This window comes from Bradyrhizobium macuxiense (genome assembly GCF_001542415.1).
GTDB lineage: Bacteria > Pseudomonadota > Alphaproteobacteria > Rhizobiales > Xanthobacteraceae > Bradyrhizobium > Bradyrhizobium macuxiense.
The window spans coordinates 12,517-28,747 of sequence record NZ_LNCU01000057.1; the positions used below are offsets into that span (position 1 = coordinate 12,517).

Below are 16,231 nucleotides of genomic sequence, written 5' to 3' on the forward strand. Positions count from 1 at the left end.
TGTCACCCTCCGGCCGAGACCATTGCCTGGTCGAATGCCGGACGCGCGGACGCAGTCAATTGGCAGAGTTGCCCGTTGGTCACGGCCGGCGCCTGAGACAATGAGCTTGCCATGAAGCGCAGCACGTCTTCGAGGCGTTGCCATTGGCTGTCGTCCTCCAACTCCCAGGAATGTCCCCACAGATGGAAGACGCCGCCGCGCGCGATGGCCTGGCGCAACAGCGATCCTGCCAGTTCGGGCCATTCGGCCGTGCGCCCGTGAACGACGTAACGCCAGAGATTTGCCAGGGCCAATCGCTTGATTGCATTTCTTGCGAAGACCGGAAAACGATGCGGAAAGGCCTGGACGGTGGTCGGCATCAACAGGAGTCCCGCTTGCGGTCGGGGGAAATCAAGCGACAGCAATTCGACGCTCCGCACGGCGACATAACCTGCCTTTCGGATCATACCAAGGTGCCGGCTGCTGTAGCGGCCGATCGGCGGGCAAAAACACAGGCATCGAAAGCCGGTCATGTCCTCGATCCAGGCCTTTGAATCGACGATCTCACTCAACGCGGCGTGATCTGCAACACCGGTCAGATCGACATGGTGAAGCGTATGGGCGCCGATCTCGAAGTCGCGCGTGAGCTCCCGCATCTGAGGGGCCGACATCGTCTCCCGCTCGGTCGCCGCCGGCACGTAGAAGGTCCCCGTGATCGCGTACCTTGCAAGCATCGCCGCCAGGCGAAGGTCGTTCGGATGGCCATCATCCCAACTGGTCGTGACGTAGGTCAGCGATGTCATGCTCCACCTCCGTCGACGAAGAACCGACTCCCGTACGACGTACGATGAAGCGTGTCCGCCAGCAACCGGTTGATCCGGGGTTTCGCGATGTAACGCTGGAGCAGGTGATACAATCCCTGCGGCGACCACGACACGTCGAGCGCCTCCAGCTGCGCCCTCGCAACCGCACCAACCTCCTCGATCATCTTCTGCTGTTCCTCCGGTGTATCCATTGTTCCGAGGAAGGCCAACAGGATGTTCTCGGCGAACATTTGCTTGCGTGATATCACGCGACGATCGAAGGTTCGGATATCCGTTGCTACATCACAAATGATACCGGCAAGGTCGAAAGACGCCGGATACGACGCGCTGGGAACATCAGTGCGGAGAGCCGCCGGCCGATCGGCATCGATGAGCGAAACAATGCGATTCGCAGGCTCGCAGAGAATGTTCTGCAGGCAGAGGTCACCGTGCGCAAATCCGGCTGTCCAGTATGGACGCATGACCGCGACGACCGCGCGTACCAGGGAATCCAGCATTCCGGGACGCGGATCGCTCCCGGCCGCGAGACATTTGTTGAGGTCTGTCCCCTCGGCCATGGTCATCACCAAAGCTGGTGGCGATGCGGACACGTAGAGCGGTTCGGGCGTACGCGTCTTCCAGCCGTCGACCGTCGTTCCATTCACGTCGACATGCAGTCCCACCTGTGCATCGAACTGCCGCTGCGCGGTCTTGGCGCCCTCGCCTCGATCCGGGTACAACTTGACCACGAGATGGCTGTGTCCCCGCCAGAGCGCCCCATCACCCTGCGCCCCGACAACGTAAAGCTGTCCTTGAAACCCTTTCCCGAGCGGCCGGATATCCCAATCGGCGTCAATACTGTCCGGCCTCAATTGCTTCAGGACCTCGAGCACCGAACGGTGACCGCCACCACCGATGTCGAGCTGCGCGAGGACTGCCAGGAACGCCGCCCAGCGGGCCATCGCCCCGGCAATGCTCCCCGCCAGAACTGCACAGGCCGCTCCTGCCAAGCCCCATTTGACCGACAACAGACCAACGCCCGCCAACGTAACCACGGTTCCGATCGACGTCGCGAACACGATCGCCTGCGGCCGCTCCATGCTCGCCATTGCGTTCGAAGCCGGCGCGCCAACCGCGGTGGCCATCACCGCGACCGCCAGGATGGTGATGACATCGCCGTGACCGCCGTATTCCGGTTCGTGATAGATGATGCGCATGAGCAGGTCGCCGCTAAAGAAGATCACCATGCAAAACAGCAGCATTGCCCCGGCGAGCATGACGGCATCCCGCATCGCTTGCCGGCGCAAACTTGTGCCGCCGCCTTCCTTGAAAGCCAGGACCGCGCGAGGCGTCAGCGTGTTGCGAAACGCGGACAGCAAAGGATTTGCCAGGGATGCGATCGTGTTGCAGGCCGCATAGACGCCGGTCTCCGTCATGCCGAGCAGCGGCGGCAACATCCAATAGCTGGCGTAACCCTGGACCGAGACGGTGAGCTGTCCGGCGCACAGCCATTTTCCAAGCACCCAGCTCTGTCGGGTCGCTTGCCACACCTGGTTGGTCCTGATCACGAAACTCGACCGCTCACGATAGAGCCAGACCAGACTCGTCAGGGCGCAAGCGACGCCGAGTGCCACGCAGGCGCCGAACGCGGACATTCGGCCGGTCCATCCCAGCCAGCCAAGTATGCCGAGTTGCAGTATCGCGACCCCGGCGTCGATGACAAAGGCATCTGCGACATTCAGATGCGCGAACGCGTAGCTTCGACCGAATTCCCGCTGTAGCGCGAACGGAACAGTGAATACCAGCGCCCAGGCCAGCCACGTCAGCTTGCTGTCGGCCCCGAATGCAAACATTCCAACCGCACCAGCCGCCAACACTACCGTCGCCGCGGCTGCCAGGAGCCCGGTGTGCAACAGTGACATCCCGGCGTGCTCGGTGGCACTGCGCGACGGGTGGTGTCGCTGGATGGTGTACGGAAGCAGGATGAGTGCGTCCTGGATCGCGAGCGCAGAGCCAAGGACGGAGAGTCCGATTGTAAAGATACCCAGTTCACTCGGAACCGTGCAACGGCCGACCAGCACCGCCGACAGCAGACTGGTGCCGCTCATCACCGCCTGGTCCGCCAACGCCAGGAAATGAGTGCTGAACACCAGCCCGACAAGCCGCGCCCAGAGCCCGACAGGCTTCGTTTCCTCGTCGCATGGCGCCTCACTGACGTGCAGCCTGTACCGTCGCGGCGGCGCCGTTCTGTCCTCTTCACCCTCTTCCAGCGGCCAACTCACCGCTTCCGTCTTCGGCATGCAACCCCTCGGCTTCAATGATGCTCGCGCAACGGCGCCCTGCGCCCGAGACCCCAGCTGCGGACGACGCGGCGCGATATTTCGCCGACGGCAAGGAATGCGAAGCCGGGCACCACGTAGGCGTAGCGCCGCCACAGGCGCCGCGGCTCCGAGCACAACCGGAACAACCACTCGAGCGCGTGACGCTGCATCCACTTCGGCGCCTGGCGTTTCGTCCCGGCCAGGAAATCGAATGCCGCGCCGACGCCGATCATGACCGGTGCCTCGATGCGATCGAGGTGTTCGGCCATCCACCGCTCCTGTTTCGGCGCGCCCAACCCGACCCAGACGATGTCCGGCCGCGCTGCGTTGATTGCATCGACGGCCGCCTGGTCCTCGGCCGGCGTCATTTGCCGGAACGGCGGGCAGATCGTGCCGACCACCTGTAGTCCGGGCCAGAAGCTGACCAGCCTCTCCTTCAGTTTGTCGGCGACCCCGACATTGCCGCCATAGTAGAATTGGCGGTAGCCGCGCTTTTCGGACACCGCTGACATCGCCTGCATCAGGTCAGGCCCGTAGACCCGCTGCGTGCGGGTCTTCCCGGTTAGACGCAGGAAGTACACCACCGGGACGCCGTCCGGCGTCACCATGCCGGCCCGGTCGTAGATCTTGCGCAACGCCGGATCGCGGCGACACTGCATGATGCAGTGAACGTCCGTGACGCAAACATATTCGCGGCGTCTCTCACTGATCCAGCGTTCGATCGTCACGACGGCATCTTCCATCGTGACAGCACTGACCTTGACGCCGAGAACATCACCGCAATCGTTGCGAGGATGCACTGCCGCGCTCACTGCAGTTTCCAGACAAGCTTGTCGGCCTCGCTGGGATCGGCAAGCAGGCGGTCAAAGTAGCTGATGGTCCTGACAAGGCCTTCCTCCAGGCTGACCTTGGGCGACCAGTGCAGCAGCCGCCGCGCGAGCGTGATGTCCGGCCGACGCTGGCGGGGATCGTCTTGCGGCAATGCCCTGAACTCAAGTCGCGAGGACGAGCCGGTCAGGGCGATGACGAGTTCGCCCAGCTCGCACATGGTCATTTCCACCGGATTGCCCAGATTGACCGGCCCTTCGATGTCCTGCGACACGTTCATCAATCGCGTCATGCCGTCGATCAGATCGTCGACATAACAGAAGGACCGCGTCTGTTGCCCGGACCCGAAGATCGTGATGGGCTCGCCTCTCAGGGCCTGCACGATGAAGGTCGAAACGACGCGCCCGTCTTGGGGATGCATGTTCGGGCCATAGGTATTGAAGATGCGCGCGACCCGGACGTCCATCCGATGCTGTCGCCTATAGTCGTAGAACAGGGTCTCCGTGCATCGCTTGCCCTCATCATAGCAGGCTCGTGGGCCGACCATGTTGACCACACCACAGTAACTCTCGGGCTGCGGATGAACCTCTGGATCGCCGTAGACCTCGCTGGTGGAGGCCTGCAAGATGCGAGCATGCAGCCGCTTGGCAAGCCCGAGCATGTTGATCGCACCGAGCACGCTCGTCTTCGTGGTCTGGATCGGATCGCGCTGGTAGTGGATCGGCGAGGCCGGACAAGCGAGATTGTAGATCTCGTCGACCTCGACATAGAGCGGGAACGTCACGTCGTGGCGCATCACCTCGAAGGCCGGCTCGTCCAGCAGCGGCTCGATGTTGCGGCGCATGCCGGTGAAGAAATTGTCGACGCAGAGTACCTCGCATTCCTGCTTGAGCAGCCGTGCACACAGATGCGAGCCGAGAAAACCGGCACCGCCGGTCACCAGAACACGTTTCCTCACGATACGCCTCCTGCCCCTTTCATCTCCGCCGACGAGTGCTTCACGCACCCCGGCGGTTGATATCTTGATCGGGGCAGTCGACGACCAACAACCGCGCAACCGGATGGCGATGAGGCGCATTGGAGCTACCGGAGCGCAGAGCAAGATACTCCGAGCGGAGTACTCCCGAGGAGCGCGACGGTAGTCCCTGTTTTTCGGCAAGGCGGCGCACGCAACCATTAGTCTTGCCGTCAAAGCACGTCGGGTCGAACACCGGTGAGGCAGGCAGTGCACGGAGCCGTCGTGGCGCGTGATCAAAAACTCAGTTCGACGATTTTCGGGAGCACCTGCGTTGCAGCCGTGTTCCGGTGCATCCTGCAATCGATCTTCCTGATCGCGGTGCTATTTCCCACCATTGCGTCAGCCGGTGAGGCCGACAGCCGCGCCTATCGTCTGGCACCGGGTGATCGCATCACCGTCACGGTGTTCGGGCAGCCGGACCTGTCCGGTGATTTCCTCATCGATGATGCTGGCACCGTGAGCATGCCCTTGATCGGCCCCGTCGAGGTCAAGGAGCTGACGACGCTCGAAAGCCAGAGACGTATCGGCGAACGATTGGCCGACGGGATCCTGCAGGCACCTTCGGTAAGCGTGCGCATCGCCGAGCTGCGTCCGCTCTACGTGCTGGGCGACGTGCGCCTGCCTGGAGCCTATCCGTTCCGTTACGGCAGCACGGTGCAAAGTGCCGTGGCTCTCGCCGGCGGTTTCGGCCCTGCAGAAGTGCTGCGGAGCACCGCCGTGGCCGATTTCATGGCGGCGGAAGAGCGCGTCCGTCAATTGTCCCTGCAACAGCGCACTCTGCTCGTGCGTCGAGCCCGGCTCGAGGCGCAACGCGACGGGCAAGACAGTTTTACACCGCCGGATCTCGCGGGCTCTACCGACGACAAGGACACCGTCGAGATGGTCGCGAACGAGAAGGATGTTTTTTCGTCCCAGGCCACGATCCTGCGGGATCAGATCGCAACGCTCCGGTCGCAGAAGCCGCATCTGCAGGAGCAGATCGATGCCGACAACGGACAGAGCGACGCCGGAAAGAAGCAACTCGAGCTGATCCGCCAGCAAGTCGACCGCTACGGAAGCCTCGTGGCGCAGGGGCTCGGAACCAAGACCAATGACTTTCAGTTCCGCGTGCTCGAGGCAAACGAGGAAGCCAACGTCTGGAGATTGCACGCCGACGTCTCGCGCCTGCAGATGCAGTCTGCCGAACTCGACTTCAAGATTCAGGAGATCGACGCCGCGTTCAAGCGACAGGTCGCGACCGAACTGCAGCAAACCCGCGACCGCCTGACCGAACTGGAGGTCGCCCTGCCCGCCGCCATCAGGTATCGCGACGTCAAATTACGCTACGCCGGCGGCGCGGCTCAGAACGGCAAACGCCAGATCAGCATCTCACGCATGGAGAACGGCCACACGGTCGTCCTGAACGCGACTGAGACGACCCCGGTCGAACCTGGCGACGTCATCAACATCGAGACCGATATGCTTCCGCTGGTGCCACACGACGAGGCGGCCGTCGGGCCGTCGGCATCACGACCCCGCAACACGGAGGAGGCGCAGGCCCCGGGAACATCAGCCCCAATTTCCCGGTAGCCGCCGTCGCAGCAGGCATGGGCTGCGACGGCTGCCTTCACCACCCCAAATCTCATCCCGTGACGCTGCATGAATTCGCCTGTTCCATATTCCGCGACCTTGAGTGACCGCTATCTTCTGGCGCTCTGCTGCGTTCTGATGGGATATGCGATGATGGGGAAGGGCTTTGCCTATGTCGGCTATGCCCCCCTTTTCGTCGGGGAACTCAGCTTCGTCGCCGGATTCCTTATTCTGTTGCGATCGGGCTGCATCATCGCCGTCCTGGCGTTCGGACCGAGCCTTCTGCTCACCGCCTTGATGGGTTGGACGGTGTTGCGCACTGTGCCATTCGTCGGCACCTACGGTTTCGACGCGCTCCGCGACAGCGTCATCGTGATGTATGGCGGGTTTGCCTTCATCGTCGCGGCGCTCCTGATCGAAGACTTCCGCCGGATCAATACGCTTATTCGTTACTACAAGCTTTTTCTGAACGTTTATGTCCCCGCCGTCCCTATTCTCTTTCCGCTCAGCTTCTATTTCGGCAACGAGCTGCCGAAGTTGCCGGGAACAGACGTCAGCCTGATCGTGATCGGCGCCGGCGAGGTCGCCACGCATATTGCCGGCGCAACCGTGTTTGCGATGGCAGGTTTTCGCAGGGTGACGCTGATCTGGGCGATCTGCCTGCTCGCCGCACTGGTGGAGGTCAGTGCGGTGAGCCGCGCGGCAATGCTCGCTTACATCGTCCCGGTGGTCCTGGCAGCCCTTGTCCTTGGCAAGATACGGATGCTGGCTGTCACCGCCGTGTCGGGGCTCGTGCTGCTTGCGGTGTCGTTTCTGCTCGAAACCAGCGTCTCGAACTACGAGGAAGCGCGCTCTTCCACGGAACGGAGGGTCAGCACCATACAACTCATGGACAACGTTGCGAGCATTATCGGCCACGGCGGCAGTCAGACCGAGGACACCAAGGAGTGGCGCGAGAAGTGGTGGAGCATCATCATCGATAACACGGTGTACGGGCGCTATTTCTGGACCGGCCGCGGATTTGGCGTCAATCTCGCTGTCGAAGACGGCTACGCGAGCGGACATGACGAGCGGCCGCTGCGCAGCCCTCATAACGGCAACATGACGATCCTGGCGCGCGCGGGGATTCCGGGTGTGGCGCTATGGGGCACCTTCCTGGCGGCCTGGTTCGCCGCGTTGCTGCGCGCGATCATGCTTGCGTTGCGCCGCGGACAGGCCGGATGGGCCAGCCTTCTGCTGTTCATCGCCTGCTATGCCGCGTCCTGCGTGGTTAACGCCAGTTTCGATGTCGCGCTCGAGGGGCCGATGCAGGGCATCTGGTTCTGGTGCCTGATCGGATTCGGCATCGGCGCGACGATGATCTACCGCTATCGGCAGGTTGACGACCCATGGAAGGTCCGGCTCGCACAAGAGGTTCGGCCTGCGCTCGGAGGCTTGCCGTCGCGTTGACGGGACTTCTGTACGGGCTTGCCGTCGCGCCGGCGCGGTCCGGCGTCATCGATGAGCCCTGCCCCGCGGGCGCGATCGCGATCGAAGCGGGCGCATCGATTCAGGCCGCCGTCGACCGGGCCGGAGACGGCGCGGCCTTCTGCCTTAAGAACGGAACGCACCGGGCTCAGGCGATCCGTCCGCGCGCCCGTCAACGCTTCTACGGCGAGGGCCGGACGATATTGAACGGCAGCCGGCTCATCACCGAGTTCCGCCAGGAGAATGGCTATTGGGTCGCAGGTAACCAGCACCAGCTGGGACGAAGACTAGGAAGCTGCGCAAAGGAAGCGCCGGCGTGCAACCTGCCTGAGGGCTTGTTTATCGATGACGTCGCGCTCGTCCAGGTGCTCGCGAAAACCGATGTCGGCCCAGGGCGATTCTATTTCGATCATGCGGCCTCCGAGATCTATTTCGCCGACAACCCGGTCGGTCACAAGGTTGAAGCCACCGTCGCCTCATTCGCCTTCGAGAGCCGCGCTCCTGACGTCCTCATCAGGAACATGACGATCGAGAAATACGCCAGCGTTGCGCAGAAGGGTGCGATCCAGGCCCAGGAGGCGATCGGCTGGATCATGGAGAATTGCGAGGTGCGGCTGAACAGCGCGGCCGGCGTCGCGGCCGGATCGGGCACCCGCGTTCACGACTGCAATATTCACCACAACGGCCAGATCGGCATCACGGGTGTGGGCCACGACGTTGTGATCGCGCGCAACGAGATCTGGGATAACAACACGCGGCAGTTCTCCTCCAACTGGGAGGCCGGAGGCGTCAAGCTGGCGGTGAGCGAAGGCGTCGTCTTGCGCGGCAACTATGTGCACGACAATCACGGCCCCGGCCTGTGGTGTGACATCGAGTGCCGCAACGTCACTTACGAGGACAATCTCGTCGAGCGAAACCGGGATGCGGGGATTTTTCACGAGATCTCGTTCTCGGCGATCATCCGCAACAACATTGTTCGCCATAACGGCACCGGAAAGACGGGGCTGTGGGGCGACAACATCCTTGTCGCGGCATCGCAAGACGTGGAGATCGTCGGCAACACGCTCATCGTCGATGACGGCAAATGCGGGATCGTCCTTGTGGACCAGGGCCGTCGAACACATTCGGGCGCAACTTACAAGACGCGCAACAACAAGGTCCACGGCAACGATACGACGTTCGAGGGCGCAGCCTGTGCCGGCGCGGCCTCCGATGTCGAACCGGACGACGAGAACTCCCTGATCATCGAAAACGGCAACAACCTATTCGACGATAATACCTACCGCGTGCCGCGCAACGCGCCAGTCAGGTTCGAATGGGGGCACGCCATTCTCGGATGGGATGAACTGCGCCGCGCCGGGCTCGAACAGCACGGCAGCCTGATCAACTATTGATGCGTCGCGGCGCCGCACGCAGGGTGTGCAACTCCACAAAGCATTCAAGCATGCGCGACGATTTGGAGTTACTACCTCGTTCCAGTGGGTACATCTGCGACTGCGTGGATACTATCGATCACCACCGCAAGCGCGGACGGTGTGGCCCTCGCGGAGATCCGAAGCGCAGCACTGCAGCGCGCCGTCGATCGCCGCATCGAATGGAAGCAAATAGCAGCATGGCAGACGAGGGGCTCGACCTGCATCCATTACACCCCGCGCGACTCAATTCTCGTAGTCGGCGTGCGCGCGATTTCAGGCTCGTCCATCGGTGTCGAAGATGCCTGGTCATAGCATCGCTCGCTTGCGGTGATTTCGTCGCGGCGTTGGCCGCGATCTCATGCACCCACCTCTTCGTAAGCATGTCGGGGCTCGCTTCGCCGCCGCCTCAGCGCGCCGTCGCACTGCTCTCGATTTTCGCCTATCTCTTTGCCGGGCTTTACACCGGATCCGGTCCCGGGCCTTACGACCGATTCCGGCAACGTGTGATCGGTGTTGCGGGTTTCGTCATCATCTCGATCGTCGCCGGACTGCCGGCGCGAAACGTGCTCGATTTCGTGATCGTGCAGTTCGTCTACGCGGCCTTCCTGCTGATGATCGGCCATTACGTTGAAGGCATGACGCGAGGTCTCCTGATTTACGCGGATTTGTGGGGCGCGCCGACCGTCCTCGTCGGCGCGAACCGCGATTGCCTGAAGCTGGCCCAACTCCTCACGCGCAGGCCCGACCTCGGACTTAAGCCGGTCGGCCTCATCGAAAACGCCGCTGGCGGCAGTTCGAGCAACGAGCCCTTTCCGCTGCCGGTGATCGGATCGACGACCGATTTCGGCAGCTTCCGGCTGGCAAGGGACGCTGAAGTCGCCATTTTCGCGACGACGAGCGACCTGGCGGCGGTCCCGAGTGATTGTCGCGCATTCGCCCCGTCTTGCCGTTTCATGCTACTGGAGGATGTCCGTAACATCCGGGGCCGATGGCTCCGGGCCTGGGTCATGGATTCGATCACCGGCCTCGAGATCCGTCGCAATAACCAGTTCTTGCAGTATCGCGCGCCGAAAAGGATATTCGACCTGCTGATCGTCATTCCGGTCGGGTTGCTGGCGCTTCCGGTCGTGGCGATCGCGGCGTTCTTGATCAAGCTTGTCGATCCAGGACCGGCCTTCTTCGTCCAGAGACGCATCGGGCACAACGGTACATGCGTGAACGTGCTCAAGCTGCGCACCATGTACGCGGACGGCGAGCGACGTCTCGAAGAACATTTCAAACGCGAGCCCGAAGCAAAGGCTGAATGGCAACGCTTCTTCAAGCTGCGCTCCGATCCGCGCATCCTGCCCTTCATCGGCAACATCCTGCGTCGCTCCAGCATCGACGAGCTCCCGCAGCTCTGGAACGTGTTGCGCGGTGACATGAGTGTGGTCGGCCCGCGGCCCCTTCCCGCCTATCACGCCGAAAATTTCGACAAGGAATTCCAATCGCTCCGGGTCAGTGTCCTGCCAGGCATCACCGGACTTTGGCAGGTCTCCTTTCGCAGCAACGGCGATTCCGAGATGTTGCGTGAACAGGACATGTTCTATCTCAACAACTGGTCGCTCTCGCTCGATCTCTACATTTTGTTGCAGACCATCCCTGCTGTTCTCGGTGCCAGGGGCGCACGCTGACCGTTCAGGCGTAATCACTGAGAACGCGCGCGACGCAGCGATCGCCGGCTGACCTCAATGCGTAAGCGCTCGTCGCCCGATGGGCAGCGATCGGAAAACGATTTCGTTTGGCACACGAAGGATCGACTCTCGGGGCCTATCGGGAACGCGCGCCTCGTCGGAATGAGACGGTCTTGAAGCGCTAAGCCGCTGAAAACACTGGAGCGGGTGAAGTGCGCCGACGAATTCCTGTGTTGGACGCTTTGTTGGACGTTTCATGGGACGCCTTTGGGGCCGCCAATTCCAGACGACAAACGTTCGGGGCGGCGTTCGGCGAACGCTGCTTACGCTGGCTAGCGCGTGGTCTTGCCACTACAACCCGGACCTTAGTAGCGCCGCCGGATCCGAACGGGCAGCCCGCTCAGCGGGCAGAAGACCGAAGACAACACCGACGAGACTGGAGCAGGCGATCGCGATCAGCGCCATCTGCCCGTTGAACTCGATAGGCCAACCTAACGCGGAGGGAATCGCGCGTGCGCATACGTAGCCAACAATGAGTCCCAACAGGCCGCCGATGGTGCACAGGAGCACCGCTTCCAATAGAAACTGCCTGCGGATGTCTTGTGGGCGGGCGCCGAACGCCAGCCGGACTCCTATCTCGTTGATCCGTTCGGTGACCGATACGAGCATGATGTTCATCACGCCGATGCCGCCGACCAGCAGAGAGATTCCCGCAAGCGTGGACACCAGTGAGGTGAACTGGCGATAGGCTCGGTCGCTAGTCTGGGCAACCTGGATGAGGTTCTGAATGCGAAAATCGTCGGCCTTGCGCCCCACAATCTTGTGGCGCAGCCGCAGGACGCGGGCAATCGCCGTTTCCGCTGCTTGCATCGACTGAGCGGACTCCGTCTTCACGAGAATCGTATGCACTGCCTCCGGGTTGACCTGACTGCGTCCAATTGTGAAGATTTTCGCGGACGACAACGGGATAAACATGACGTCGTCCTGGTCCCGACCGGTGAAATCCTGGCCCTTCTCGGCAAGCACTCCGATCACGAGATAGGATGAGCGTTCAATGCGGACGAAACGGCCAAGTGGGTCGCTGCCCTTGAACAGTTCACGGGCCACAGTGCGGCCGATAACGACGACTTTTGCAGCCGATGCAACATGGTCGTCATTCAGGAGTTGACCGTCCGCGACCCTCCAGCCCCGCGCTTCAAAGAATTTCGGCGTCACACCGGCAACAAGAGTCGACCAGTTCAAGTCTCCGGATATTGTCGTCTTTTCTTCGCCGACGAACGGTGCCGCAATCACAATGTCAGGGACTTCGCGGGCGATCGCCAGCGCATCGGCCGTCGTAAGCGAGAGGACGGTGCCCGCCGGTTGTCGCACGCCCCCTGCGACCTGCGCGCCGGGTTGCACAAGCAACAGATTTGATCCGAGCGAGTTTATCTGCCTCGAGATCTCGGCACGCGCGCCTTCTGCCACCGCGACCACGATGACGACAGCAGCAATGCCGATGACAACGCCGGTCACGGCGAGAATGGAGCGCGATATGTGCGCACGCACCGATCGAAACGCCAGATGAACATAGCTGAGCGATCGCATTTGGCCCTACGCCGGTCGAAGTTCATGCAGCGCCGCGACATCCCGTGTCGCCAATAATGGCGCCGTCCCGAAGCCTTATCGTACGCCGCGCGTAGCTTGCGACCTCGGGGTCGTGGGTCACAAGCACGACGGTGAGTGCGGCGCGCTGCAGTACGTCAAGAAGCGCGAGAATGGCATCGCGCGTGCTCGTATCCAATGCCCCGGTTGGCTCGTCGGCCAGGAGAAGGTCGGGATCGTTGACGATCGCCCGCGCGATTGCAACGCGCTGCTGCTCGCCCCCCGAGAGCTGTGCGGGCATGTGGCGCATCCGGGTGCCGAGACCGACCTCTTCAAGGACAGCACGAGCCCGCGCGGTCGGATTCCGCATTGGCTCGCGTCGATAGAACAGCGGCAAAGCGACATTTTCGAGCGCGGTCAGGCGCGGCAACAAGTTGAAGTCTTGAAAGATAATGCCGATGTGCCGATTGCGCAGCTCACTCAACCGAATCTTCGATTGCGCAAATACATCTTCGTCGTGGAGATAGTAGCTCCCGCATGAGGGCCGGTCGAGACAGCCCAGGATCGAAAGCAAAGTCGATTTTCCCGATCCCGATGGGCCCACGACGGCGACGAATTCTCCACGATTGATCTCCAGACAGACATCCGAAAGCGCGTGAACGGTCTGATTGCCGAGCCGGTGCTGTTTGTGAATATGATCGAGGGTGACGAGCGAACTCATGTGCTCACCAGCTGGCTACTCGACTAGGGTTTACTTCGATAACCAATGGCGACCCGTTCGCCCATTTTGAGATCCGGCGACAATATCTGGGTCAGCGAATCGCCGGTCGCGCCCAGTGACACGGTAGCGGGCTCCAGTTGGCCGGATTTCGTGCGGACCCAGACCACCCCCTTCCCGGGGGCAGGGTTGTCTGCGCGGTCACGGGTCGGCCGAAAACTCAGTGCGGCGTTGGGAACAACCATTACGTCTCGTCGTTCCTGAACCACGATACGGACGTCAGCGGTCATCCCCGGAAGCAGCAGATCATCGGGATTGGGCGCCGAAATCATCACCGCATAGGTCACCACGTTTTGCACCATCCGTGCCGCTTTTCGGATCTCGAGCACGCGACCTTCGAACGTGCGGCCCGGATAAGAATCGACGCTGAACAAGGCGCGCTGCCCGGTTCGCACCGCGCCGATATCGGCCTCGCTCACCGATGCATCAACGCGCATGTCCGACAGATCGCGCGCGATCGTGAACAGTGTCGGCGCCTGCAGGCTCGCCGCCACCGTCTGGCCAAGCTCGACGCTGCGCCGAATGACAATTCCATCGATCGGCGACTTGATGGTGATCCGTTGGAGATCGATTCGAGCTCGCTCGAGGGACGCACGCGCGGCCATGACTCCGGCGGCCCGTATCTGCTCGCGCGACTTGGCCGCGGACAATTCGGATGCGAGCGCCCGATCCGCCATCTGCGCGCGCTCGGCGTCGCGTTGGGAGACAGTGCCGCTTCTGCTGAGCGTGCTCTTGACCTGAAGATCGCGGAGGGCATCATCGTGGCGCGCCTGTGCCCCCTCGACGGCGGCCTTGGCCTCCTCGTGTTGCGCCAGTGCGACCGCAAGCGCGGCTTCCGCTTCCTTGACCTGGACTTCGAAGATCGCGCTGTCGAGCGTCGCAAGCGGCTCATCAGCACGAACTCGGGAATTGTAGTCGGCCATCAATTTGGCGACTTGACCCGAGAGCTGTGAGCTGACCTCGACCGTATCAACCGCATCGAGCGTTCCGGACGCGACGACATTCTGAACGACATTGTCGCGGGCGATACTGACATAGCGCAGATCATCATGGTCGTCCCCGATTGCGGAGACCGGACTATCCGGCGCCCACAACGGAAAGGTGACGGCAATCGCAAGAATTCCCAACCCTCCACGCACCAGAAGGCTTCGAGCGAAGTTCGGTTGATTGTCGGTACGAATGGTGATCTCGCCGCGCTGACTGATGCGGTGCTCCATGCTGAGACCAGGCGTAGCCGCCTTTCCTTCCGGTGCCGCAGGCGGCGCGACGAGGCCCAGGGAGCCTGAGATGCGTGCGCGCCGCCGCAGTCGGGATTCGAAGTAATCGCCGTCGACTGGATCAGGGTATGAAGACTGCGGTATGCGGACTGTTGCTTGAGGGCGCGGTCTTTCCCGCTATGACCGGTTTAGGTGTCTTCAGGGTGCCGTTGCCGGGATTCGCATTCGTGTTGGGTTCTGTGAAATGGTGCGTAAGCAACGACCCCATTTCGACTGCTGGAGTTGTGTGATCTGCACCGGACAGCGGGCTGCCCTGCCCTGGCACCATGGTGGCTGGCCGTCCATTGGTTTTGACGAACGGGTTGCTGGAGGTGGTCAGGCCACCGGCACCCACAGCCGTGAATAGGTGGTCGGATGCCTGGATCGGGGACGTGCCCGCAAGCAAGGATACGCCTACCACGATGATAGCGAGTTCTCTCATCGGCAACTCCTCTACGTTTGCGTTTGCCAAGGCGCCAAATTCGTTGACAGCGCCGAACGCATGAATGCAGCTGATCTGCCACGGTTCCTATTTCTCGCGGAATAACCTGCAATGTCCGCGATGACGAATGAGTTAGTTTCTGACAGAGGAGTCAGAATCATCGAAATCGTGGACCCCGAAATCGTGGACAATGCCTTCTTCTGAATGCCCGAATCCTTGAAGCTATGCCTACGCCAGGCGCGACGGGTCGATACGTCCGCCGTGAACTCGGGTGGCGTTACGCCCCGGAAGGCCTCTCACAAGGGCGTTCAGCTTTGGCGCCAGATCGGCAGCTCCGCTCCGAAGATGAGAAGAACAAGCCAGTCGTCGAGATCGGTCTGTGTCTCAAGGACGTCAGCCAGCGAGCGCGGCGGTCAAAAGCGAGCCAGATCGCAGAAAGGCGTCGGACGGGATAGAAAATCGCAGGATGGAGCGGGTGAAGGGAATCGAACCCTCGTATTTGGCTTGGAAGTCTGACGTTTTTTCCAATGCTTTCAACGCGCGTTCCTACAAATCCACCTAAACCGCCCCACTGATCTTAAAAGGCGATTCCGGCCTGTAAGAACGCCTTCAAGGCTGTTGCTGCGGTCACCGGTCCCCGTGCTCCTGCAGCGCCCGCTGATGCGCGTTCGGCCGGCGTGATGTCTGGTGCCGACGACGTCGTTTGCGCGCATGGGCGGGGCGCGTTGCGAGGCGGGAGGCGGGCGCGAGACGAGCGGCCCGCTAAACAGCCCTTACCGCCGCACTCCAATGCGATTGACGCCCCCGTTTAAATTGCCGCCGGCATGGTGCCGGACCGCAGCACGTGCCACCGGCCGAGGCCTGAGCACGACGCCGGCCCTAGCAACGCAACCGTGCGGATAACCAACGTATTGGCAGTACACGACCGCGTTGGCCGGCGCTGGATTGAGGGTGACGCCAGCAAGCCCTAACAGGACGCTGGCTGCAATCCCCCCAAATGTCGCTGACTTGATCGAAAGACGCTTCCTCGGATGCATGTGATCCCTCCTCATCGCGCTTGCGAACTGAAAGGTGATGGGAGCCGCCACAGGCGCGGCT

13 protein-coding genes are annotated in these 16,231 nt (G+C 61.9%); 4 read left to right on the top strand and 9 right to left on the bottom strand.

The window, feature by feature from the left end; all coding sequences use genetic code 11:
• Positions 1 to 2: 2 nt before the first annotated feature.
• The 4 genes from AS156_RS18060 to AS156_RS18075 are packed head-to-tail and all read right to left on the bottom strand — an operon-like array spanning position 3 to position 4,889.
• Complete coding sequence (locus tag AS156_RS18060; RefSeq protein ID WP_082747567.1) at positions 3 to 782, bottom strand: polysaccharide deacetylase family protein; 780 nt, start codon at positions 780 to 782, stop codon at positions 3 to 5.
• On the bottom strand, positions 779 to 3,082 hold the full coding sequence (locus AS156_RS42885; protein WP_066506963.1) for a hypothetical protein: 2,304 nt from the start codon (positions 3,080 to 3,082) through the stop codon (positions 779 to 781). Before AS156_RS42885 ends, AS156_RS18060 begins: the two co-directional genes overlap by 4 nt.
• Before the next feature lie 14 nt (positions 3,083 to 3,096).
• Entirely contained in the window at positions 3,097 to 3,915 is an 819-nt protein-coding gene (locus tag AS156_RS18070) for a WecB/TagA/CpsF family glycosyltransferase (RefSeq protein WP_245312915.1), read from the bottom strand.
• Complete coding sequence (locus AS156_RS18075; protein WP_201456057.1) at positions 3,912 to 4,889, bottom strand: UDP-glucuronic acid decarboxylase family protein; 978 nt, start codon at positions 4,887 to 4,889, stop codon at positions 3,912 to 3,914. Before AS156_RS18075 ends, AS156_RS18070 begins: the two co-directional genes overlap by 4 nt.
• A gap of 378 nt (positions 4,890 to 5,267) precedes the next feature.
• Between AS156_RS18075 and AS156_RS18080 the strand changes: the two genes are divergently transcribed.
• The 4 genes from AS156_RS18080 to AS156_RS18095 all read left to right on the top strand — a co-directional run bounded on the left by AS156_RS18080 (position 5,268) and on the right by AS156_RS18095 (position 11,073).
• Positions 5,268 to 6,518: a polysaccharide biosynthesis/export family protein gene (locus tag AS156_RS18080; RefSeq protein ID WP_283807929.1), complete on the top strand. Its 1,251-nt coding sequence runs from the start codon at positions 5,268 to 5,270 to the stop codon at positions 6,516 to 6,518.
• A gap of 69 nt (positions 6,519 to 6,587) precedes the next feature.
• Positions 6,588 to 7,967, top strand: coding sequence for an O-antigen ligase family protein (locus AS156_RS18085; RefSeq protein ID WP_066506971.1), 1,380 nt, complete (start codon positions 6,588 to 6,590; stop codon positions 7,965 to 7,967).
• Positions 7,964 to 9,379 carry a right-handed parallel beta-helix repeat-containing protein gene (locus AS156_RS18090; RefSeq protein ID WP_066506972.1) on the top strand — a complete coding sequence of 472 codons (1,416 nt, stop codon included), beginning with the start codon at positions 7,964 to 7,966 and terminating at the stop codon, positions 9,377 to 9,379. Before AS156_RS18085 ends, AS156_RS18090 begins: the two co-directional genes overlap by 4 nt.
• Before the next feature lie 50 nt (positions 9,380 to 9,429).
• Positions 9,430 to 11,073, top strand: coding sequence for a sugar transferase (locus tag AS156_RS18095; RefSeq protein ID WP_160331109.1), 1,644 nt, complete (start codon positions 9,430 to 9,432; stop codon positions 11,071 to 11,073).
• Between the two features lie 351 nt (positions 11,074 to 11,424).
• On the opposite strand, the gene AS156_RS18100 is transcribed toward AS156_RS18095, so the two are convergent.
• The 5 genes from AS156_RS18100 to AS156_RS44530 form a co-directional block, all read right to left on the bottom strand.
• Positions 11,425 to 12,660: an ABC transporter permease gene (locus tag AS156_RS18100; RefSeq protein ID WP_066506976.1), complete on the bottom strand. Its 1,236-nt coding sequence runs from the start codon at positions 12,658 to 12,660 to the stop codon at positions 11,425 to 11,427.
• A gap of 22 nt (positions 12,661 to 12,682) precedes the next feature.
• The gene (locus AS156_RS18105) at positions 12,683 to 13,378 is read right to left on the bottom strand and encodes an ABC transporter ATP-binding protein (protein WP_066506978.1); all 696 of its coding nucleotides are present in this window, start codon (positions 13,376 to 13,378) and stop codon (positions 12,683 to 12,685) included.
• 23 nt (positions 13,379 to 13,401) lie between these two features.
• Positions 13,402 to 14,652, bottom strand: a complete 1,251-nt coding sequence (locus AS156_RS18110) for an efflux RND transporter periplasmic adaptor subunit (protein ID WP_066506980.1) — start codon at positions 14,650 to 14,652, stop codon at positions 13,402 to 13,404.
• A gap of 121 nt (positions 14,653 to 14,773) precedes the next feature.
• Positions 14,774 to 15,133, bottom strand: coding sequence for a hypothetical protein (locus tag AS156_RS42135; RefSeq protein WP_136626287.1), 360 nt, complete (start codon positions 15,131 to 15,133; stop codon positions 14,774 to 14,776).
• A 773-nt stretch (positions 15,134 to 15,906) separates the two neighbouring features.
• Positions 15,907 to 16,170, bottom strand: a complete 264-nt coding sequence (locus AS156_RS44530) for a hypothetical protein (RefSeq protein ID WP_082747574.1) — start codon at positions 16,168 to 16,170, stop codon at positions 15,907 to 15,909.
• Between the last annotated feature and the right edge of the window lie 61 nt (positions 16,171 to 16,231).

What these genes read in the sequence shown, in the direction of transcription:
- AS156_RS42135 (WP_136626287.1), bottom strand. Translation starts at nt 15,133, where the DNA reads ATGAGAGAACTCGCTATCATCGTGGTAGGCGTATCCTTGCTTGCGGGC.
- AS156_RS18100 (WP_066506976.1), bottom strand. Translation starts at nt 12,660, where the DNA reads ATGCGATCGCTCAGCTATGTTCATCTGGCGTTTCGATCGGTGCGTGCG.
- AS156_RS18085 (WP_066506971.1), top strand. Translation starts at nt 6,588, where the DNA reads ATGAATTCGCCTGTTCCATATTCCGCGACCTTGAGTGACCGCTATCTT.
- AS156_RS18060 (WP_082747567.1), bottom strand. Translation starts at nt 782, where the DNA reads ATGACATCGCTGACCTACGTCACGACCAGTTGGGATGATGGCCATCCG.
- AS156_RS18095 (WP_160331109.1), top strand. Translation starts at nt 9,430, where the DNA reads ATGCGCGACGATTTGGAGTTACTACCTCGTTCCAGTGGGTACATCTGC.
- AS156_RS18105 (WP_066506978.1), bottom strand. Translation starts at nt 13,378, where the DNA reads ATGAGTTCGCTCGTCACCCTCGATCATATTCACAAACAGCACCGGCTC.
- AS156_RS44530 (WP_082747574.1), bottom strand. Translation starts at nt 16,170, where the DNA reads ATGCATCCGAGGAAGCGTCTTTCGATCAAGTCAGCGACATTTGGGGGG.
- AS156_RS42885 (WP_066506963.1), bottom strand. Translation starts at nt 3,082, where the DNA reads ATGCCGAAGACGGAAGCGGTGAGTTGGCCGCTGGAAGAGGGTGAAGAG.
- AS156_RS18110 (WP_066506980.1), bottom strand. Translation starts at nt 14,652, where the DNA reads ATGGAGCACCGCATCAGTCAGCGCGGCGAGATCACCATTCGTACCGAC.